This is a genomic window from Amycolatopsis sp. NPDC104819 (assembly GCF_055583145.1).
In genome coordinates this window covers 521,645-541,055 of record NZ_JBVJON010000002.1, presented here as the reverse complement: position 1 = coordinate 541,055, position 19,411 = coordinate 521,645, and the positions used below count along the sequence as shown (strand labels likewise).

20 protein-coding genes and 1 pseudogene are annotated in these 19,411 nt (G+C 71.6%); 8 read left to right on the top strand and 13 right to left on the bottom strand.

The annotated features are described in order from the left end of the window. The first annotated feature begins 132 nt into the window (after positions 1-132). Positions 133-1,086 (top strand): cyclase family protein, encoded by a 954-nt coding sequence (locus tag ACZ63E_RS07535; protein ID WP_465335181.1) that lies wholly within the window; start codon positions 133-135, stop codon positions 1,084-1,086. 7 nt (positions 1,087-1,093) lie between these two features. Here the strand turns inward: ACZ63E_RS07535 and ACZ63E_RS07530 are convergent, their stop codons facing one another. Then, positions 1,094-1,528: a VOC family protein gene (locus ACZ63E_RS07530; protein ID WP_465309832.1), complete on the bottom strand. Its 435-nt coding sequence runs from the start codon at positions 1,526-1,528 to the stop codon at positions 1,094-1,096. 122 nt (positions 1,529-1,650) lie between these two features. Here ACZ63E_RS07530 and ACZ63E_RS07525 point away from each other — a divergent pair, with 122 nt between their 5' ends. Next, positions 1,651-2,682, top strand: coding sequence for a Gfo/Idh/MocA family protein (locus ACZ63E_RS07525; RefSeq protein ID WP_465335179.1), 1,032 nt, complete (start codon positions 1,651-1,653; stop codon positions 2,680-2,682). Beyond that, entirely contained in the window at positions 2,682-3,581 is a 900-nt protein-coding gene (locus ACZ63E_RS07520) for a TIGR03621 family F420-dependent LLM class oxidoreductase (RefSeq protein ID WP_465335177.1), read from the top strand. Before ACZ63E_RS07525 ends, ACZ63E_RS07520 begins: the two co-directional genes overlap by 1 nt. Here ACZ63E_RS07520 and ACZ63E_RS07515 read toward each other — a convergent pair. From ACZ63E_RS07515 to thyX, 8 genes are all read right to left on the bottom strand, one after another. Beyond that, on the bottom strand, positions 3,578-5,224 hold the full coding sequence (locus ACZ63E_RS07515) for a VWA domain-containing protein (RefSeq protein WP_465335175.1): 1,647 nt from the start codon (positions 5,222-5,224) through the stop codon (positions 3,578-3,580). The two genes, ACZ63E_RS07520 and ACZ63E_RS07515, sit on opposite strands and share 4 nt — an antisense overlap. A 173-nt stretch (positions 5,225-5,397) precedes the next feature. After that, positions 5,398-7,095 (bottom strand): ribonuclease J, encoded by a 1,698-nt coding sequence (locus ACZ63E_RS07510; protein ID WP_465335173.1) that lies wholly within the window; start codon positions 7,093-7,095, stop codon positions 5,398-5,400. Beyond that, the gene (gene dapA / locus ACZ63E_RS07505; RefSeq protein WP_465335171.1) at positions 7,092-8,105 is read right to left on the bottom strand and encodes a 4-hydroxy-tetrahydrodipicolinate synthase; all 1,014 of its coding nucleotides are present in this window, start codon (positions 8,103-8,105) and stop codon (positions 7,092-7,094) included. The genes ACZ63E_RS07510 and dapA overlap by 4 nt, the downstream gene beginning before the upstream one ends. A 102-nt stretch (positions 8,106-8,207) precedes the next feature. Then, entirely contained in the window at positions 8,208-9,692 is a 1,485-nt protein-coding gene (locus tag ACZ63E_RS07500) for a serine/threonine-protein kinase (protein ID WP_465335169.1), read from the bottom strand. 70 nt (positions 9,693-9,762) lie between these two features. Further along, positions 9,763-10,206: a hypothetical protein gene (locus ACZ63E_RS07495; RefSeq protein ID WP_465335167.1), complete on the bottom strand. Its 444-nt coding sequence runs from the start codon at positions 10,204-10,206 to the stop codon at positions 9,763-9,765. 23 nt (positions 10,207-10,229) lie between these two features. Continuing rightward, the gene (locus tag ACZ63E_RS07490; RefSeq protein ID WP_465335165.1) at positions 10,230-11,471 is read right to left on the bottom strand and encodes an Nramp family divalent metal transporter; all 1,242 of its coding nucleotides are present in this window, start codon (positions 11,469-11,471) and stop codon (positions 10,230-10,232) included. A 129-nt stretch (positions 11,472-11,600) separates the two neighbouring features. Then, complete coding sequence (locus ACZ63E_RS07485; RefSeq protein WP_465309822.1) at positions 11,601-11,999, bottom strand: ACT domain-containing protein; 399 nt, start codon at positions 11,997-11,999, stop codon at positions 11,601-11,603. Further along, entirely contained in the window at positions 11,999-12,751 is a 753-nt protein-coding gene (gene thyX / locus ACZ63E_RS07480) for an FAD-dependent thymidylate synthase (RefSeq protein WP_465335163.1), read from the bottom strand. Before thyX ends, ACZ63E_RS07485 begins: the two co-directional genes overlap by 1 nt. A 111-nt stretch (positions 12,752-12,862) precedes the next feature. Between thyX and ACZ63E_RS07475 the strand changes: the two genes are divergently transcribed. Continuing rightward, positions 12,863-13,381 carry a toxin-antitoxin system HicB family antitoxin gene (locus ACZ63E_RS07475; protein WP_465335162.1) on the top strand — a complete coding sequence of 173 codons (519 nt, stop codon included), beginning with the start codon at positions 12,863-12,865 and terminating at the stop codon, positions 13,379-13,381. Positions 13,382-13,392: 11 nt separating this feature from the next. After that, positions 13,393-14,343 (top strand): DUF4097 family beta strand repeat-containing protein, encoded by a 951-nt coding sequence (locus ACZ63E_RS07470; protein ID WP_465335160.1) that lies wholly within the window; start codon positions 13,393-13,395, stop codon positions 14,341-14,343. A 123-nt stretch (positions 14,344-14,466) separates the two neighbouring features. Here ACZ63E_RS07470 and ACZ63E_RS07465 read toward each other — a convergent pair whose 3' ends face one another. Next, positions 14,467-15,174: an alpha/beta fold hydrolase gene (locus ACZ63E_RS07465; protein ID WP_465335158.1), complete on the bottom strand. Its 708-nt coding sequence runs from the start codon at positions 15,172-15,174 to the stop codon at positions 14,467-14,469. A gap of 74 nt (positions 15,175-15,248) precedes the next feature. On the opposite strand from ACZ63E_RS07465, the gene ACZ63E_RS07460 reads away from it, so the two are divergent. After that, complete coding sequence (locus tag ACZ63E_RS07460) at positions 15,249-15,830, top strand: TetR/AcrR family transcriptional regulator (protein WP_465335156.1); 582 nt, start codon at positions 15,249-15,251, stop codon at positions 15,828-15,830. A gap of 3 nt (positions 15,831-15,833) precedes the next feature. Here the strand turns inward: ACZ63E_RS07460 and ACZ63E_RS07455 are convergent, their stop codons facing one another. After that, entirely contained in the window at positions 15,834-17,048 is a 1,215-nt protein-coding gene (locus ACZ63E_RS07455) for a winged helix-turn-helix domain-containing protein (protein ID WP_465335154.1), read from the bottom strand. A 59-nt stretch (positions 17,049-17,107) separates the two neighbouring features. Here ACZ63E_RS07455 and ACZ63E_RS07450 point away from each other — a divergent pair, with 59 nt between their 5' ends. After that, positions 17,108-17,665: a GNAT family N-acetyltransferase gene (locus ACZ63E_RS07450; RefSeq protein WP_465335152.1), complete on the top strand. Its 558-nt coding sequence runs from the start codon at positions 17,108-17,110 to the stop codon at positions 17,663-17,665. 66 nt (positions 17,666-17,731) lie between these two features. On the opposite strand, the pseudogene ACZ63E_RS07445 reads toward ACZ63E_RS07450, so the two are convergent. Continuing rightward, a pseudogene (locus tag ACZ63E_RS07445) lies at positions 17,732-18,328 on the bottom strand (GtrA family protein); the annotation flags it as partial. Here ACZ63E_RS07445 and ACZ63E_RS07440 point away from each other — a divergent pair. Continuing rightward, on the top strand, positions 18,282-18,800 hold the full coding sequence (locus tag ACZ63E_RS07440; RefSeq protein ID WP_465309814.1) for a hypothetical protein: 519 nt from the start codon (positions 18,282-18,284) through the stop codon (positions 18,798-18,800). The pseudogene ACZ63E_RS07445 and the gene ACZ63E_RS07440 sit on opposite strands and share 47 nt — an antisense overlap. A gap of 207 nt (positions 18,801-19,007) precedes the next feature. On the opposite strand, the gene ACZ63E_RS07435 is transcribed toward ACZ63E_RS07440, so the two are convergent. After that, entirely contained in the window at positions 19,008-19,403 is a 396-nt protein-coding gene (locus ACZ63E_RS07435; protein ID WP_465335150.1) for a DUF397 domain-containing protein, read from the bottom strand. Positions 19,404-19,411: the final 8 nt, after the last annotated feature.

Sequence of the window (19,411 nt, the reverse complement as noted above, 5' to 3'; positions counted from 1 at the left end):
CTCCGGCCCGCCCGGCCCCCCGGGCATCTCCTGGACTGCGGCCCCCCGCCGGGACGCGGGGTCCGCGCGCGTGCCCTACGCTCTCTGTGACCGGCGACCGCCGGCAGCGTGACCGGAGGAGTCGAGGCTCGGATGACGGCAGGGCGGCTGATGCCGACTCAGGACGACGTGCTCGGCTACTTCGAGACGCTGTCGAACTGGGGACGGTGGGGCGACGAAGACGAAATCGGCACCCTGAACCACATCACCGACGACGTCCGGCTGGCGGCCGCGCGGGCCGTGCGGCACGGCAAGAGCGTGTCGTGCGCGTGGGAGGTCGCCGTCCCGGACGACATGGCGCGGTCGACGACGTCGTGCCCGTGCTCGGCCGAAATGCCGGGCGCCGAGCACATGCCGGTGCTGTTCCGCAACGACCGGCGCTGGGGGTACTCGAACGAGCACCTCGGCATCCTGTTCCACGGCAACACGATCACCCACGTCGATTCGCCGTGCCACATCTTCTGGGACGGGAAGATGTACAACGGGCGGCCGCACTCGCTCGTCGACGAAGAGACGGGCTCGGCGTGGGGCGCCGTCACCGCGGCGGCGGACGGGATCGTCACGCGGGGTGTCCTGCTGGACGTCGCGAAGGTCCGTGACGTGCCGTGGCTGGAAGCGGGCGAAGGCGTGTTCCCCGAGGACCTCGAGGAAGCCGAGCGCCGCCAGGGCGTGCGCGTGCAGCCGGGCGACGCGGTGCTCCTGCGGACCGGCTACGGCCGCTCCCGGCACGAGTCCGGCCCGGACGGCGGGTTCACCCAGGCGGGCTGGCACGCCTCCTGCCTGCCGTGGCTGCACGAACGCGGGGTCGCGCTGATCGGCGCGGACACCCCGCAGGACGTCCAGCCGTCGGGCTACCGCGACGTGCTGATGCCGGTGCACGCCGTGGGCCTGGTCGCGATGGGCCTGTGGCTGCTGGACAACTGCGACCTCGAGGCGTGCGCGACGACGGCGGAAGAGCTGGGTCAGTGGGACTTCCAGCTGGCGCTCGCGCCGATTCGGTTCGCCGGCACGTCCGGCAGCCCGGTCAACCCCATCGCCACCTTCTGAGCGTGGCTCAGAGCTCCTGGACCAGCCCGACGATGATGCCCTCGGGACCGCGGACGTAGCAGTAGCGGCAGAAGTCCTCCACCTGCGCCACTTCGCGGACGAGCCGGGCGCCGTGGGTGGCGAGGCGGGCGAGGACGTCGTCGAGGTCTTCGACGGCGAACGTGAGACGGTGACCGCCCAGGGTGTTCACGGGCGCGTCCGGGTTGCCGTCGTGGGCCGGCGGAGTCAGGAACTTCGTCAGCTCGATCCGGCCGTGGCCGTCCGGTGTCCGCACGGCGGCGATCTCGGCCCGGACGTCGTCGAGCCCGACGACCCGGTCGACCCAGTCGCCGCGCAGGGCCGCCTCGCCCTCCTTTTCCATGCCGAGTTCGAGGAAGAAGGCGATCGCTGCCGGAAGGTCATCGACAACAACGCCGACGTGGTCGAGTCGCTGAATTGTCATTTTGTGAGCATAATTTCCGGCGCTAGTGATTCACTCGACGCCATTTTGAGCACTCACGGAGTCGCCGGTGCGGATCCGGCCGCCCTACCGTCGACGCGACCCGCCGACCGAAGGAGTAGCTCGTGAGTGACGCAAAAGCTCCCGGCGGCGATCCGCTGCGGTTCGGGATCCTCGGCGCGGCCACGATCGCCACCTACGCGATGGGCCAGGCCGCGGCGGCGAGCGGCGACCGGCTGGTGGCCGTCGCCGCGCGGGACCGCGGGCGGGCCCAGGCGTTCGCCACGGCCCACAAGGTGGAAAAGGTCCACGACGACTACGCGGCGGTCCTCGCCGACCCCGAGGTCGAGGTGGTCTACGTCCCGCTCCCCAACGGCATGCACGGCGCGTGGACCCGCGCGGCCATTGCCGCCGGCAAGCACGTCCTCGTCGAGAAGCCGTTCGCGGCCAACGCGGCCGAGGCCGCGGAGGTCGCCGCGGTCGCCCGCGACGCCGGAGTCGTCGTGGTGGAAGCGGTCCACAACATGCACCACCCGGTGCTGCGGCGGCTGTTCGAGATCGCCGGCTCCGGTGAGCTCGGCCGGATCACCCGCGTCGAGACGTCGGTGCGCATGCTCCCGCCGCCCGAGGGCGACCTGCGGTGGTCGTGGGACCTCGCCGGCGGGGTGCTGATGGACCTCGGCTGTTACGCGCTGCACCTCCAGCGGCAGCTGGGCGTCTTCGCGGGCGGGGAACCGAAGGTCGTCACGGCTTCGGGCACCGAGCGCTCGCCCGGGGTGGACAGCTCGATCACCGCCGACCTGCTGTTCCCCGACGGCGCGACCGGCTACCTGCACTGCGACATGGACGCCGACGTCGTCTGGTCGAGCAGCGCCCGGGTGGTCGGCGAGCGCGGCGAGGCGCTCGTCTGCGACCCGGTCCTCCCCCAGTTCGACGACCGGATCGTCGTCACCGGACCGGACGGGGAACGCACCGAGCAGCTCGGCACCGACGCGAGCTACTACTTCCAGCTCGAAGCGCTGCGGGCGCACCTGCGCTCGGGAGCGGAGTTCCCGTACGGGCTCGACGACACCGTGGCCACCGCCGAGCTGATCGACGCGGTGTACCACGCGGCCGGGTTCCCGCTGCGCCGGCGCACAACACTGAGGAGCGCGTGATGACCGACCCGACGCAGCGGCCGCTTCGCTTCGGTGTGAACATGACCTACCCCGCGCCGGGCGCGAAGTGGGCGGAGAAGTGCCGCGCGGCCGAGGCCGCCGGCTTCAGCGTGATCTCCATGCCCGACCACCTGGTGGCGCCCGACCCGCGGGTCGCGCGGGACCACCCGGCGACGCCGTCGCCCTTCCCGGGCCTGGTCCTCGCCGCCGCCGCGACGGAAAAGGCCCGCGCCGGCACGCTGGTCCTCAACACCGCCTTCTACAACCCGCTGATCCTCGCGCGGGACGTCGCGACGACGGCCACGCTGCTGGAGGGCCGGCTCGAACTGGGGCTCGGCACCGGGTACGACCGGACCGAGGTCGAGTCCGCCGGCCTGCAGTGGAAGAGCCCGGGCGAGCGCATCACCCACCTCGAGACGATCGTCGACGCGATCCACGCGGCCGTGACCGAGGCCGGCGCGCCCCCGCCGCCGTTGCTGATCGGCGCCCGGGGTCCCCGCATGCTGCGCTACACCGCTTCGGTGGCGGACATCATCGGCTTCACCGGGATCGAGAAGGCCGCCGACGGCGTCACCCTCCGGATCGCCGAGCACGACGAGGTGGCGCGACACGTCGCCGTGGCCCAGGAGGCGCTGGGTTCCCGGGCCGGCGACGTCGAGTTCAACCTCCAGATCGCGAAGGTGATCGTCACCGACGACCGCGAAACGGCCGCCGCCGAGTTCGCGAACCTGCTCGGGATGGAGACACGGCAGATCTCCCACGCGCCGAGCCTGCTCATCGGCACCGTCGAAGAAATCGCCGAACAGGTCCGGTACAACCACCGGAAGTTCGGCTTCAGCTATTTCTCGGTGATCGAGGCCGACCACCAGGAATTCGCGAAGGTCATTCCGCACCTCTAACCACCGGCGATCCGGCTCAGGGCCGCGAAGAACACGCCCGTGATCTTCGCCGGGTCCGGGGCGACGAAGGCCTGCCCGCCGGTCGCCGCGGTCAGCTGGTCCAGCTCGGGCTGGTCCGCGTCCGGGCCGACACCCACGCCGATCAGCGGGATCGGGCGGCGCGGGTCCTGCAGCTTCGCCAGCTCGGCCAGCAGGTCCGCGCGGGAGATGCCGTGCGGGTCCTCGTTGCGGCCGTCGGTCATCACGATGACCAGGTTCAGCCGGCCGGGCTCCCACTCGCGCCGCGCCGTGCGGTACGTGTCGAGAATGCTGTCGTAGAGCCCGGTTCCGCCGTTCGGCGTGGCTTTGAGCCGGCTCAGCTTCTCGAGCGCGCCGTCGGCCAGGTGCTGGGACACCGCGGCCATCGGCAGGATCTCGCGGTAGTCCTTGTCGCCGTCGAGCCGGGTCGAGAACGCCAGCATGCGCAGCCGGGTCGTCGGCCGGAACAGGTGCAGGGCCTTGGCGGTGGCCTGCGTCGTCAGCTGCATCCGGTTCAGCCCGGTGCCCGGCACCTGCGCGTTCATCGACCCCGAGACGTCCAGCAGCACCTGCACCCGCGCGCTCAGGTTGACCCCGGCCCACTGGCCGAGCAGCTCGTCGACGCTCGCGGCGGGCGGCAGGTTCGCGGTGCGGATGCCGGCCGGGGCCACCCGCGGGTCGTCGGCGTGGTCGCGCAGCGCCTGCCCGCCCGCGGCGCGCAGGCCGGTCTTCGTGATGGCGTCGGCGCCGGCGTCACCGAGCAGCGCGTCCCGCAGCGCCTCGACGACCGGTCGCTGCGCCGGGGTGATCCCGCCCAGCTCGGCGAACGGGTAGTCCAGCGTCGGCACGGCGGTCGAGTAGACGGCGACGAGCGGCGACGCCGTGTCCTCGATGTTGTGGCGCAGCAAGGAGTTCTCCGACACGGGGAAGGTCGTCACCGCGGCCGTGCCGCTCGGGTCGCCCGAGCCCGGCAGCCGGGCGATCAGGTCGGTCTCACCGCCGAGCGTGTTCGCCGAAAACCGCCGCAGCAGGGCGACGTAAGCGGCCGCGGGCTCGGCCGCGGTCCGGACGGTCTCCCGCAGGCCGAGCAGCGCCGACGCGCCGACCGCGTCGCGGGCCGGGTCCGGGATCCCCGGGACGGCCCCCGGCGCGCCCAGGACGTCGGTCCAGCTCGGCGTGCGCTCGGGCCAGCCGAGACCCTTGGCCACGTCTTCGGCGACGGCGAGCACGACGGGCGAGCTGGCCACCGACGCCCCGGACTCGGGCACGTCGGCGGCGCCGAGCTGACGCGCGCGGCGCAGCGCGAGGGTGGAGTCCGGCACCCAGACCTGCGCCCGCGAGCTGCCGTCGGAGAGCGCGAGCCGCTCGGCGGCCGGCGTCGCCTCCCGTGTCTCCACCGCGACCGAGGCGCACGGCAGGTCGAGACCCCGAGCGACGAGCGAAAGCGCGGGCGCGATGTCGGCGGACGCGGTGACCAGCACCTGCACCGGCTGCTGACACGGCGGTTTTGCGGTCACGACGGAAACGGTGACCCAGGCACCGGCCCCGAGGACGAGCACCAGCGCCGTGGCCACGACGGGAACCAGCAGCCGGCGTCGTCTTCCGTCCGGCGAGTGACGTCCCATCGGCGCGGCCTCTCTACGCGAGGCGAGGTGGGACCCAGGTTAGACCGCAGCCGACCGCCACCACGTGCTCCGGACGGCGTAACAACGGGGCCCCTCAGGGAAATCCTGGCCGGGTGAAACGCGGAACGCCCTCCGCGCTCCAGGGGAGGCGAAGGGCGTTCCGCGGACCGAACTCAGACCGGGATGACCGTCGGGACGATCATCGGGCGGCGGCGGTAGGTGTCGGCGACCCAGCGGCCGACCACCCGGCGGACCGCCTGCGCGATACGGTGGGTGTCGGTGATGCCTTCGGCCTCCGTGCGCGCCAGCTCCATCTCCACCAGCGGCACGACGGCGGCGAGCGCCTTCGGGTCGTCGGAGAAGCCGCGGCCGGACACCGTCGGGCTGCTGACCGCGCGGCCCGTGCTGGAGTCGACCGCGACGCTGATCGAGATGAACCCGCCCTCGCCCAGCACCAGCCGGTCGGACAGGGTCGACTCGCCGACGTCGCCGACCGAGAGGCCGTCGACGTAGACGTGCCCGACCTCGACGCGGCCGGTGCGGGAGGCCTTGCCGTCGACCAGGTCGACGACCACGCCGTCCTCGGCGATGACCACGTTCTCCGCCGCGACGCCGGTGCGGACCGCCAGCTCGCCGTTCGCGCGCAGGTGCTTCCACTCGCCGTGGACCGGCATCACGTTGCTCGGGCGCACCGCGTTGTACAGGTAGAGCAGCTCGCCCGCCGACGCGTGCCCGGACACGTGCACCTTCGCGTTGCCCTGGTGGACGACGTTCGCGCCGAGTCGGGTCAGGCCGTTGACCACGCCGAACACCGCGGTCTCGTTGCCCGGGATCATCGAGCTGGCCAGCACGACGGTGTCGCCCGCGCGGATCGAGATCTGCCGGTGCTCACCGCGCGCCATCCGTGACAGCGCCGAGAGCGGCTCGCCCTGGGACCCGGTCGAGACGAACAGGACCTTGCTCTCCGGCAGGGTGCTCGCCTGGTCGAGGTCGACCAGCAGGCCGTCCGGGACGTTGAGCAGGCCCAGCTCGGCCGCGATCCCCATGTTGCGGACCATCGAGCGGCCGACGAACGCGATCCGGCGGCCGTGGCGCAGCGCGGCGTCCAGCACCTGCTGGACGCGGTGCACGTGGCTGGCGAAGCAGGCCACGATCACGCGCTGGTCGACGCGGCGGATGACGTCGTCGAGCACCGGGCCGATGTCGCGCTCGGGCATCACGAACCCGGGGACCTCGGCGTTGGTCGAGTCGACGCAGAACAGGTCGACACCCTCGTCGCCGAGCCGGGAGAACCCGGCCAGGTCGGTGAGGCGCCCGTCGAGCGGGAGCTGGTCGAGCTTGATGTCGCCGGTGTGCAGGACGACGCCCGCCGGGGTGCGGATGGCGACGGCCAGCGCGTCCGGGATCGAGTGGTTCACCGCGAAGAACTCGAGGTTGAACACGCCGACGTCGCGGCGCTCGCCCTCGCGGACCTCGATCAGCTTCGGCCGCTGCCGGTGCTCCTTGGCCTTCGCCGCGAGCAGCGCGTTGGTGAACCGCGAGCCGTAGATCGGCAGGTCCGGCCGCAGGCGCAGGAGGAACGGGACGGCGCCGATGTGGTCCTCGTGCCCGTGGGTGAGCACGAGGCCTTCGATGTCGTCGAGGCGGTCTTCGATCGCGCGGAAGTCCGGCAGGATCAGGTCGACGCCGGGCTGGTCGTCCTCGGGGAAGAGCACCCCGCAGTCGACGATGAGCAGCCGGCCGCCGAACTCGAAGACGGTCATGTTGCGCCCGACCTCGCCGATGCCGCCCAGCGCGACGACGCGCAGGGCTCCGGCGGGCAGTTCGGGCGGGGCGTTGGTGGGGCCTGGACCGGGGGGAAGTGAGCTCACCGAGGCAGGGTCCCAACGCTGGTGTGCGAGGTCGGCGCCACGTAGGCGGCCCTCGAATCTGCTTGTGCCACCCGCTCACCATGCCAGTCCTGGGCCGCCGTGTCGCCCAGCGGCACGCCGCCCTGGGCCAGATCGGCGGCGATCAGGGCGGTCTGGTCGGTGCTCGGCGCCACGATCGGGAGCCGCGGGGCGCCGATGTCGAAGCCACGCAGGCGCAGCGCCGTCTTGCTGAACGCGACCCCGCCGACCCGCGACATCGCGCGCAGCACCGGAAGCATGCCGCGGTGGTTGGTGCGCGCGGTGGAGGTGTCGCCGTTCTCGTAGGCGTCGATCATCGCGCGGATCCGGCCCGCGACGACGTGACCGATCACACTCACCACGCCGGTGCCGCCGACGGAGATCCAGGGCAGGTTCAGCCCGTCGTCGCCGGAGTAGTACGCGAGGTGGGTGTTGGCGATGACCTCGGAGCCGGCGATCAGGTCGCCCTTGGCGTCCTTGACCGCGACGATCCGCGGGTGCTCGGCCAGCCGCAGCAGCGTGTCGACCTCGATCGGGACGACCGAGCGCGGCGGGATGTCGTAGAGCATCACCGGCAGCTCGGTCGTGTCGGCGACCGTGGTGAAGTGCGCGTACAGCCCGGCCTGGCTGGGCCGCGAGTAGTACGGCGTGACGACCAGCAGGCCGTGCGCGCCGGCGGCTTCGGCCTGCCGGGCCTGCTCGATGCTGTGCGCGGTGTTGTTGGTGCCCGCGCCGGCCACGATCGTCGCCCGGTCGCCGACGGCCTCGACCACCGCGCGGATCAGCTCCTGCTTCTCCGTGTCGCTCGTGGTCGGGCTCTCGCCGGTGGTGCCGTTGATGACGAGACCGTCGTTCCCCAGCTCCACAAGGTGCTCGGCGAGCTCCTGCGCCCGCTTCAGGTCCAGTGCGCCCTCGGCGTCGAAGGGGGTCGCCATCGCGGTGAGCACACGCCCGAACGGCCGTCCGGGCGCTGCGGTAGGTGGGGTGGACATGCCCAGACGGTACCCCGTCCGCCCGGCGAAAACCGCGCCGACCTGGTCACCCCCGGCCAAGTGCGGAGGATTTCCGCGAGTCGGCCGCTCGTCGCGGAACTTCTACTTGACCTTGGTCACGATCGGCGCGGAGATCGGGCCGCCGTCGGCCTTGGCGAGCACGCAGTAGAACTCGCGCGTGGGGTATTCGCCGCTCTCGGTGGGGACGCTCTGCCACTCCTGCTGGGTCGGCACGAGCGCCCGGTACTTGAGGCCGTCGCGCTTGGCTTCGGGGACGATCGAGGAGCGGAACGACGCCGCACAGCGCGCCTCGGCCGCCGCGGTGGCGGCGGCCTGCCCCGGGTAGGCGGCGACCGCCGCGTCGGTGTCGTTCCAGTTCGTGGTGCCGATGACGTCGCCGGCGTCGTAGATCTCGAGGGTGTGGCTGTCCTTGCAGTCCCCGTCGTTGTCCCCGCTGATGACCCCGCCGTCCTGGACCGCCGCGTTGTAGCAGGGGTAGCTGGAGCTGGCGTCGACGCGCATCTGGCCGCCGAGCCCGAACGTCACGGTCGGCAGCTTCTGCTCGTCGACGGCCGGGGTCTCGAACGCCTTGCCCGCGAAGAAGCCACCGACCAGGGCGGCGACGACCGCCACCGCGGCGAGCGAGAGCCACAGCACGCGGAGGTTCCGCTTCGGCGGCCGCGGCGCCATCCGCGTCACCGGCTGGACCATCGCGGTGCCGCCCGGCGGGGTCGGCCGCACGCCCTGCGCCGTGGTCAGCAGGTTCTGCGCCTGGGCGGCGGTGAGGCGCGCGTCGGGATTGGCGACGAGCAGGCCGAGGATGGCCGCGGCGATCGGGCCCTGGCCGCGGGTCAGGTACGGGATCTCGGTCATGATCGCGTGCAGCGTCGCGGCGGTGGTCGCGCGTTCGAACGGGATCGAGCCTTCGACGGCGAAGAACAGCGTCGCGCCGAGCGACCACAGGTCGGACGCGGGCAGCGCTTCGCGGCCTTCGACGCGCTCCGGCGCCATGAACGCGGGCGAGCCGACGATCATGCCGCTGGTGGTCAGGCGCGGGTCGTCGACGGCGTGGGCGATGCCGAAGTCGGTGAGCTTCACGCGGCCGTCCGGCCCGACCAGGATGTTCGCCGGCTTGACGTCGCGGTGCACGATCCCGGCCGCATGGGCCGCCTGCAGCGCGGCCAGCACCCGCTCCCCCATCAGCGCGGCCTGCGCGGCGGGCATCGGGCCGCGCTGGCGCACGAGGTCGGCCAGCGACGGCGCCTCGACGAGCTCCATCACGATGAACGTCGTGCCGCCGTCGGTGACGACGTCGTAGACCGTGACGACGGCGGGGTCGTTGAGCCGCCCGCCGGTGCGCACCTCGCGCAGCGCGCGCTCGGAGAACACCGCGGCGGACTCGGCGTCGGGCAGCCGCAGCTCCTTGACCGCCACCTGGCGGCCGATGACCTGGTCCTGGGCCCGCCAGACGACACCCATGCCGCCCCGGCCGAGCTCACCGAGCAGGGCATAACGGCCGGCGACAACCCGCTGACCAGGCGTGACGGGCGCCTGCGGCGGGTACGGCCGGGTCTGTTCGTCGGTCACGGTGCTCCTTCAAGCGGCGGTCGCGCAGATGCTAGTCGGACCGTCGCGCGCCGCCGGAGGTTCCACGAAATCAGGTCCGCTTGAAGGTCTCCCCGCGGTACGGGAGCCACCGGTAGCCGGGGGCGAAGTCGCTGAACTCGGCCCGCCGGCCGGTCGCGGCCCAGATGTCCTCGCTGACGACCAGACCGGGGAACCGCGTCAGGTTCGCGCCCTCGGCCATCAGCTCGTCGTAGCTGCGGAACCGGTCGGTCTCGACGCCGGCGAGGGCGTAGCGGTAGACCGGCGGGGCGGTGCGGAGCTGCCAGTAGAGCCGCCGCCCGGCCGCCGTCATCGCCGTGGCCTCCTCGCCGGACTGCGGACCGGACTGGCTCACGCCTTCGGGGGCGACACCGCACCACCAGCCGGCGCCGTCGGAGAAGACACGCGCCGGCCAGCCGTCGAAGTGGCGTGCGAGGTCCCGGGCGTGGGTCTCCCGCCCTCCGCATTCGGCGTTCAGCGCGAAGATCCAGGCCATGGCTGCGGCCTCCCTGCTCTTGGTCAGCCGGTGAACGTCAAGTAGACCAGAACCAGGTTGAGGGTGATGATGACGGCCGCGATGAGACCCGCCGCGACCGTCGTGAGGCGGTGGTTGGCGTCCGCGCCCATCAGGTCGCGGTCGGCGGTCAGCCGGATCAGCGGCACGAGCGCGAACGGGATCCCGAACGACAGCACGACCTGCGAGACGACCAGCGCCGCGGACGGGTCGGCGCCCAGCGCCAGCACCACGATCGCCGGGGTGAGCGTGACGAGCCGGCGCAGGACCAGCGGGATCCGCTTGTGCAGCAGGCCCTGCATGATCATCGCGCCCGCGTACGCGCCCACCGACGTCGAAGCCAGGCCGGAGGCGAGCAGGCCGATCGCGAACATCAGCGCGATGCCCGGGCCGAGCGCCTGCGCGACGGCGCCGTGCGCGCCCTCGATGCTGTCGACGCCCGTCTGGCCCTGGAGGTTCGTCGCGGCGAGCAGCAGCATGCCGAGGTTCACCGCGCCGGCCAGCAGCATCGCCAGGCCGACGTCGGCGCGGGTGGCGCGCAGCAGCCGGCGGCGCGTGGTGACGTCCGGGAGCCCGTGCCGGTCGCGGACCAGGCCCGAGTGCAGGTAGACGGCGTGCGGCATGACGGTCGCGCCGAGCATCGCGGCGGCGATGAGGACGCTGCCGGAGCCGTCGAACCTCGGCACCAGCCCGCCGAGCGTCTCGGCCGCGGACGGCGGCTCGACGAACAGGCTGGCCAGGAACCCGATGGCGATGACCAGCAGCAGGCCGGTGACGACCCGTTCGAACGTCCGCTGGCCGCCGCGGTCTTGGACCGCCAGCAGCGTCAGCGAGACCGCGCCGGTGATCAGGCCGCCGACCACGAGCGGCAGGTCGAACAGCAGGTTGAGCGCGATCGCGCCGCCGACGACCTCGGCCAGGTCGGTGGCGATGGCGACGACCTCGGCCTGCAGCCAGTACGCCAGCCGCGCGGGCCGGGACAGCCGGGCGCGCAGGGCCTCCGGCAGCGACCTGCCGCTGACCAGGCCGAGTTTCGCGGACAGGTACTGCACGAGGACGGCCATCAGGTTCGCCGCGACGATCACCCAGACCAGCAGGTAGCCGTAGCGGGCGCCGGCGCTGATGTTGGCGGCGACGTTGCCGGGGTCGACGTAGGCGATCGCGGCGACGAACGCGGGGCCCAGCAGGGCCGACCCGGTGCGCAGGCGCGACGTCAGCTTCGGCCGCGCGGCCTCGGTCACAGCCATGGCGCCTGCCTCTCAACCGGATGTCGGGAACCCCAAATCGAAGTTTAGGCGTGCCGAACTTTCGATTTCAAGGGTGACGGCTCCCACCCTCGTGCCGGGAGTACCCGTGAACCGGTCCGCGAAGCGGGATCAGGGGTGGGAGACCTCGTGGCCCGACTCGCGCAGGGCCTTCACCGCTTCGTCGAGATCGGTGGCCCGGACCAGGATGTGGTCGGTGTCGAAAGTGGACATCGAGAACAGCGCCACCCCGGCGCCGGCCAGCTCGGACGCGAGCGCGGCGATGATGCCGGTGAGCGTGAACTCCAGCGGCCCGCGGACCGAAAGCAGGCGCCAGCCGTCCTCGGCCGCCGTGCTGCCGGCCGGTTCACGCCCGGCCGGGCAGATCACCGAAAGCTCTTCGGGCGTACGCGTCACCGAGACGAACGCAGGTTCGCCGGGAGCGAGCAGCTCCGCGGGGACGGGGGCGTCGGCGGGCAGCCGGACCACGGCGTATTCGCCGGGCCGGACGTCGATCGCGAGTCGTTTCATCAGCCTTCCAGGACCTTCGGGCTCGTGGCGATCTCGGTGCCGTCCGGCAACGTCGAGATGGTGAAGTCGGCGAACACGTTCGGCGCGGCCTTCTGCAGCTCGCGCAGGCACGCGACGGCCAGGTCGCGGAGCTCGACGTCGGCGTGCTCGGTGGCGCGCATCGCGACGAAGTGGCGCCAGGCGCGGTAGTTCCCGGTGACGACGATGCGCGTCTCGGTCGCATTCGGCAGCACCGAGCGCGCGGCCTGGCGGGCCTGCTTGCGGCGCAGGCTCGCGGCCGGGGCGTCGGCGAACTTCTCTTCGAGCCCGGCGAGCAGCTCGGCGTAGGCCTCGGCGCTCGCCCGGGTCGCGGCGACGAACTTCGCGTGCAGCGCCGGGTCGTCCGCGATCACCGCCGGCTCGACGACGGCCGCGTCGCCCTCCGGCACGTACCGGCGGGAAAGCTGGGAGTAGGAGAAGTGGCGGTGGCGGATCAGTTCGTGGGTCAGCGAACGCGAGATCCCGGTGAGGTAGAAGGTCACCGAACCGTGCTCCAGCACCGCGAGGTGGCCGACGTCGATGATGTGCTCGAGGTAGCCGGCGTTGGTCGCGGTGACCGGGTTCGGCTTGTCCCACGACTGGTAGCAGGCCCGGCCGGCGAACTCGGCGAGCGCTTCGCCGCCGTCCGCGTCGGTCGACCACGGCACGTCCTCGGGCGGGAAGAACTCCGTCTTCGCGATCAGCTGCACCCTCGGTGCCCCGGTTCCGGCCACGTCCGCACTCCTAACGACGACTCCCGACCGCAGCCTATCCGCGCACGGCCGCCCACTCCCGGGGGACACGAGCTCCTTGACTGACACCACGAGTGACGTCATAGTGGTGTCATGGACCTGACGCCGTACATCGCCAACCTTCGCGAGGACCTCGCGAACACGGCTGCCGCCGGGGACGAGCAGACCCGGCGGGCGGCCGCGCTGCTGTCCTCCGCCCTCGAACCCGCCGTCCGCCTGACCCTGATGAACGCACTGGCCGACCTGGCCGCCGAGGTCACGGCCGCGCTGCCGGGCCAGGTGGTGGACGTGCGGCTCGACGGCCGTGACGTCCGCGTCGTCGTCACCGGAGCCGCCGAAGAGGAGCCGGCACCACGGGCGACACCACGTGACACCACCATGCCACCGCTGATGGACGGCGGTGACATCTCGCGCATCACCCTGCGCCTGGTCGAGCAGATCAAGGGGCAGGCCGAACGCGCGGCGCAGGCGCAGGGCGTCTCGCTGAACACGTTCGTCTCCCAGGCGGTGCAGGGGGCGCTGGGGCACGGCTCGCTCGGCGCGGGCCCGAAGCACCACGGGAAGGGCGGCGGCCAGTCCGGCTCGCGCCTGCACGGCTGGGTCGAAGGCTGAGGGGAACGACGATGAGTGACGAAGACCAGACCACACCGGAGACGCCGGCCGAGGAGACTCCGCCGCCTTCGTCGAACGACGAGCTGGTGCGGGTCGACGAGTTCGAGACCGACGTGCCGCTGGAGCTGGACCTGGGGGTGACGATCGGGCGCGTCGAGGTGGTCCTCGACGGGGACTCCGGCGCGCGGGTCGAGCTGCGGCACGACCAGGGTGAGCAGCAGCCGTGGGTGGCGGGCGTGAACAGCCTGCTGTCGTGGGTCGGCGAGCGGTTCGGCGACCAGCTGGGGGTCGACCCGGGCGCCTCCCCCGCCGAGGCGGTGCGGCAGAGCCGGATCGAGAAGCTCGGCAACCGCCTGGTCGTGCAGGCGCCCAAGGCGTGGCAGCTGCGGAACGTGGCGCTCGCGGTGAAGGTGCACGCGCCGGCGGGCTCGCACGTCGAGGTCCGGGCGGGCGCGGCGGACGTCACGGTGACGGGCTCGGCCGGCCGCGTCGACCTGCTGACCGGCTCCGGCGAGGTGAAGCTCGACCGCGCCGACGGCTCGGCGACGATCCGCACGGGCAGCGGAGCCATCAAGCTCGGCCCGACGCTGGGCGGGCTGCAGCTGCGCAGCGGCAGCGGCAGCGTCGAGGCGTCCTCACTGGCCGGGTCGGCGACGCTGGCCACGGGCACGGGCGACGTCTGGCTGGGCGCGGTCTCGGGCGAGGTGATGGCCCGCACGGGCAGCGGCGACCTGTCGGTGGCCGACGCGGGCTCGGGCACGCTCGACCTGATCACGGGTTCGGGCGAGGTCCGGATCGGCATCCGCACCGGCACGGCGGCCGAGGTCGACCTGACCTCCAGCGGTGGCCGGGTGTCGAGCGAGCTGGACGTGTCCGACAGCGCCCCGGAGGACGGAGTGAAGCTGAAGATCCGGGCGCGAACGGGCTCCGGCAACGCCGTTGTGACGCGCGCGGCCGGCTGAGTAAAGGGGAAGACGGGCCGTTTCCGGTGGGGCCGGGAACGGCCCGTCGCCATGCCTGGCGGCTGTCCGGTGCGCGCACCGGCCGGCTTCGAGACTCCGGCTCGGCTTGAGCGCTCGACTGCGCTATCCCGCGACCGCCGCCAGCCACGCCTGCGGCGCCTTCGTATGGATCCGGTGGCCCACCGCGATCGTTGTCGTCTTGGCTGTTGGTAGGGCCTTTGCCAGCAGCTCGTACCGCGACTGGTCCAGATGACTCGACGGCCCGCCGGCGAGGATCAGCGTCGGCGCCGTGATCCTCTCCAGTCCTGCCCACCAGTCCGGCTGCGGTTCGCGCAGTCCCCTCAGCACGTCCCGCACCATCACCGGGTCGAACTTGCCGCTCACCCGCGCCAGCGCGCGCATCGCGAGCCCGGCCGAACGCTTGCGTGCCGGGGGCGCGTCGGCGCGGGTTCGCCTCGGGACGGGCGTCTCCTCGAGCACCAGCCGCGCGATCCGGTCGGGCCGTTCCATTGCCACCAGGGTCGCTACCAACGCGCCGAGCGAGTGGCCGATCAGCACCACCCGGCCCTGGTCCGGCAAGGCCCCCAGCACCGCGTCGCGGAAGGCGGTCAGCGGGTAGGCGTCCAGCCGCGGGCCGCCCGGATGGCCCGGCAAAGCCGGGCAACGGACATCACCACCGAGCGCCGATCGCACCGGTTCCCAGGTGGCCGGGCTGCTCATGGCCGCGTGCACGCAGACCACGCCGGGGACGGCGCGCACCTCGCGGCGGGGCGAGGTGCGCGCCGTCTGGGCATCGGATGGTGGGGACGCCCCCGTCACCAGTTCGCTCACTCGTGCCCCCGTCCCGCTCGTCCGATGCCCGGCACACTATAGCGACCGATCGGTCGTAAGATAAAGTACCGGTCATGAGCCCCCGGAAGTCCGTTGTCGAATCCCGCCAGACGAAGCAGCGGATCATCGACCACAGCCTGGCGCTGGCGTCCGTGGAAGGGCTCGAAGGCCTGACGATCGGCCGCCTCGCGACGGAGCTCGGCATGAGCAAAGCCGGACTGCTGGGCCACTTCGGCACGAAAGAAGGCCTGCAGCTGGCCGTGATCGACGCGGCAGCGGCGCTCTTCGGCCGCGAAGTGCAGGCCTCGGCATCACCAGGGCTACCGAAACTGAGAGCACTCTGCGAGGCGTGGGTCTCCTACCTCGAGCGAGACGTGTTGCCCGGCGGTTGTTTCTTCACGGCGGCAGCGTCCGAAGTGGACGGACGCCCGGGCCCGGTCCGCGACGCCGTGCTGGGCATGACCCAGCTCTGGCACCGCGACCTGCGCCTCCAAATCCGCCTGGCGGCCGACGAGCTGCCCCCGGAAACGGACCCGGACCAGCTGCTGTACGACATCGTGGGCGTGATGCTGACCCTCAACCTCTTCCGGCAGCTGCACCACGACCCGAAGGCGCCAGAGCAAGCGCGCGCCGCCCTCAGGCGACTGCTGGGTTAAGGATCAGCGCACCAGTTTCGCCAACGGCTTGGCCAGCTCCCCTCGCGTTCCCACCGCCACGCCGGACAACCCCAGCCACTCCGCCATGTGCTTCAGTTCCCCCGCCATCTCGGGGAGCACCCGGGCCAGGTCCGCGCCCTCCTCGGCGAACGCGCCTTGGACTCGCAGGACTCCCGCCGCCCGATCGGCCTTCAGGTCCACTCGGCCGACCAGGGAACCGTCCAGCAGGAACGGGAACACGTAGTAGCCGTACACCCGCTTCGGCTCCGGGACGTAGATCTCGATGCGGTACCGGAACCCGAACAGCCGCTCCGTGCGGGCGCGTTCCCAGATCAGCGGGTCGAACGGGCACAGCAGCGCCCGGCCCGGCACCGAACGCGGCGTCCGGGCGGCGGAATGCCGGTACGCCACCGCTTTCCAGCCCTGGACCGCGACCGGCTCCAGGACGCCCGACTCCACCAGCTCCGCCACCGCCTGCCGGGCCGGCGCGGGGCCCAGGCGGTAGTAGTCGCGCAGGTCCGTCTCCGTGGCCACGCCCAGCGCCCGCGCCGAACGCTCGATCAGCCCGCGCGCGCCCTCCTCCGGGGTCACCGACACCGACAGGATCTCCGGCGGGACCACGCGCTCAGTGAGGTCGTACAGCCGCTCGAACGAGCGGCGGGTGCCCGTGGTCAGCTGGCCGACGCCGAACAGGTACTCGCAGACGCGCTTGACCTCCGACCGCTCCCACCACGAGCCCGGGCCGCGTCGCTGGGCGTCCGCCTCGACCTCGCGCTCGATGCCGCCCGCGCCGATCGGGCCCAGCTCCTTGACCACCGACAGGATCTCGTCGACCAGGCCCGGGGACTTCTCGATCAGCGGCCCGTAGTGCTTCCACCAGCCATCCCGCTTCGCGCCCGAGCGGATCAGCGGCCAGTCTTCGACCGGGAGCAGGCTCGCCTCGTGCGCCCACGTCTCGACCAGCATCCGGGGCTGCCGCGCCGAGTGCGCCCACGCCGCGCTGTCCAGCAGCGCCGGCTCGTACGCGCCCAGCCGCGAGAACACCGGCATGTAGTGCGCCCGGACCGCGACGTTCACCGAGTCCAGCTGCAGCAGCTGGACCCGCGACAGCACCCGTTTGAGGTGCCGCCGGGAAACCGGACCGGACGGACGGGGGTCGGCGAAGCCCTGTGCGGCCAGAAAGGTCTTCCGGGCCGTCGTGACGCTGATCGTTTGCATGGTCCCGTCATGGTGCCACCCACCACCGACAAAAACGCGCACCACTAGATTCAGCACTCATGAGCGACGCCGCCGTCCGCCCCGCCGACCTGTCCGACGCCGCGGAGATCGCCCGCATCCAGCGTGACACCTGGCACGCCGCCTACGAGGATCTCCTCGGCAAGCAGGCGCTCGCCGAGCTGGACGCGACCGACCTCGCCGGCACCTGGACCGAGACCATCGACTACCCGGGCAGCCTCGTCCACGTCGCCACCGAGGGCCAGTTCGTCGTCGGGTTCTGCGTCGCCGGCCGCGCGCCCGACGGCGAGGTCGCCGACGCCGAGGGCGGCCTGCCCGAGGACGCCGCCACCACCGGCCTGATCGCGACGCTGCTCGTCGAGCCGCGCTGGGGACGCCGCGGCCACGCCGGCCGCCTACTCGCGACGGCCGCCGCGGCCCTCCGGGCCGACGGCGCCACGCGCGGCATCACCTGGGTCGCCCAGGGCGACCACGCCTCGCTCGGCTTCTACCGCCGGGCCGGCTGGAACCCCGACGCCACCGTCCGCACCCTCGACACCGGCGAGCGGCTGCTGCGCGAGGTCCGCCTCACCGGCACTCTCGATCTCGCCCTCGCCTGAGTCCCGGAAGATCACCCACCGCATCACGGAGTACATGAAGACGCCCTCGCAGGCACCCGCGAGCAGCCGCGACAGGTGGTATTCGACGCCCAGCGCCGTCAGCCCCGCGCCCACACCCAGCAAAAACGCCGCGTAATTGACAGCGATCGCACCGATGTAAAGGACGAGCTGGATTCCGACGGCGGCGTGGGAATGGAAGTTGAACGTCCGGTTCAGCACGAAGCTCAACCCGAACGCGCAGACGTAGGCGACCGTGATCGCGAGCCACACCGGCCAGCCGAGCAGGCCGTGGAAAACGGTGAGCAACCCGAGGTCGACGCCGAACGTCAGACCGTTGATGAGGCAGAAGCCCAGAAACGTCGGCGCCACGATCCGCGACAGACCCAGCGGAAGCACCCGCACGACGGTCTGGCAGAGGGCGCCGAATCGGTCAGCGGGCGTACGGAGCTGCTCGGCGGCCACGTCGTCAGCGTTCCAGCGGGAGGTGTCCGGAAGCCGTCGGGCAGGTGATCTTCTGGTGCTGACCACCCAGCGAAGACGGGGGCCAACCCCAGTGTCCGGAGATTTCGAACTGATAACGTGAAGAGAACACGAGAGCTTTTCAGGAGGTGACACGATGAGCTGGATCCTGCTGACGCTGGGCGTCGCGTTCGGTTCGGCCATCGTGCCGCTGATCAACGCCGAAGTGTTCCTGATCGGGCTGTGCGCCAGTCATCCCGGGCTGCACTGGGTGTGGCTGGGGGCCGCTGTGGCCATCGGGCAGATTGCCGGGAAGACGCTGTATTTTCTTGCTGCGCGCGGGACGATCAAGCTACCTAAGCCGCTGCATGACCGGCTGCACCGTGAACGGCCGATGACTGCTCGGCGGGTGCGCTGGCAGTTGCGGACGAAGCGGATTCGCGGCTGGGTCGATCGGCTGCGCGAGCGCTGTCATCGTCATCCGCACTGGATGGCGGGTACCTATGGGGTGAGCTCGCTGGTCGGCCTGCCGCCCTTCATGGCGACGAGTGTGCTGGCCGGGCTGGTGCGGATGCGCCTTGCGACGTTCCTGACCACGGGGCTCGCCGGAAGGTGGATCCGCTTCAGTTTGATAGCCGCTTCACCTGCGGTGTTCGCCGGATGGTTGCATCACTAAGCTTTTTGGGTCGCTGCGACCTTGGAGTCGCTAAACCTTTGGAGTCACTGAGACTTTTGGGCCATAGAGACTTCGGAGCAACCAAGTCTTTGGCCACAGCGACTTCGGAGAAACTAAGCCTTTGGCCACAGCGACTTTGGAACGACTAAGCCTTTGACCATGGAACTTTGGAGCCACTAAGCCCCTTGAGTCATGGCAACTTTGGAGTCACTTAACTTCTTGAGTCACTAAGACTTTGGAGCAGAGCGCGGTCCAGGCGGTGCGGGTGACGGTGAGCTGGCCGAGCCGGCGGGCCTTGGTGTCGCGGACGCCGACGGGTTCGTCGAGCAGGACCTCAACGCAGTCCTCTTTCGCGGTGTAGCTCGACTTCTGCCAGGTGGAGCCAGACCCAACGCGCTCTTCGGTCACGCTGGAACTCGGCTTGCCCGACGTGAAGCCAACCTCAACGCGCCCTTCAGTCACGCTGGAACTCGGCTTGCCCGACGTGAAGCCAACCCCAACGCACTCTTCCGTCGCGGTGAAACTCGACGTTCGCCAGTGGAATCCGACCTCGACGCACTCGCCCGATGCGCCGGTGTAGCTCGACGTACGCCAAGTGAACACATCGCCTC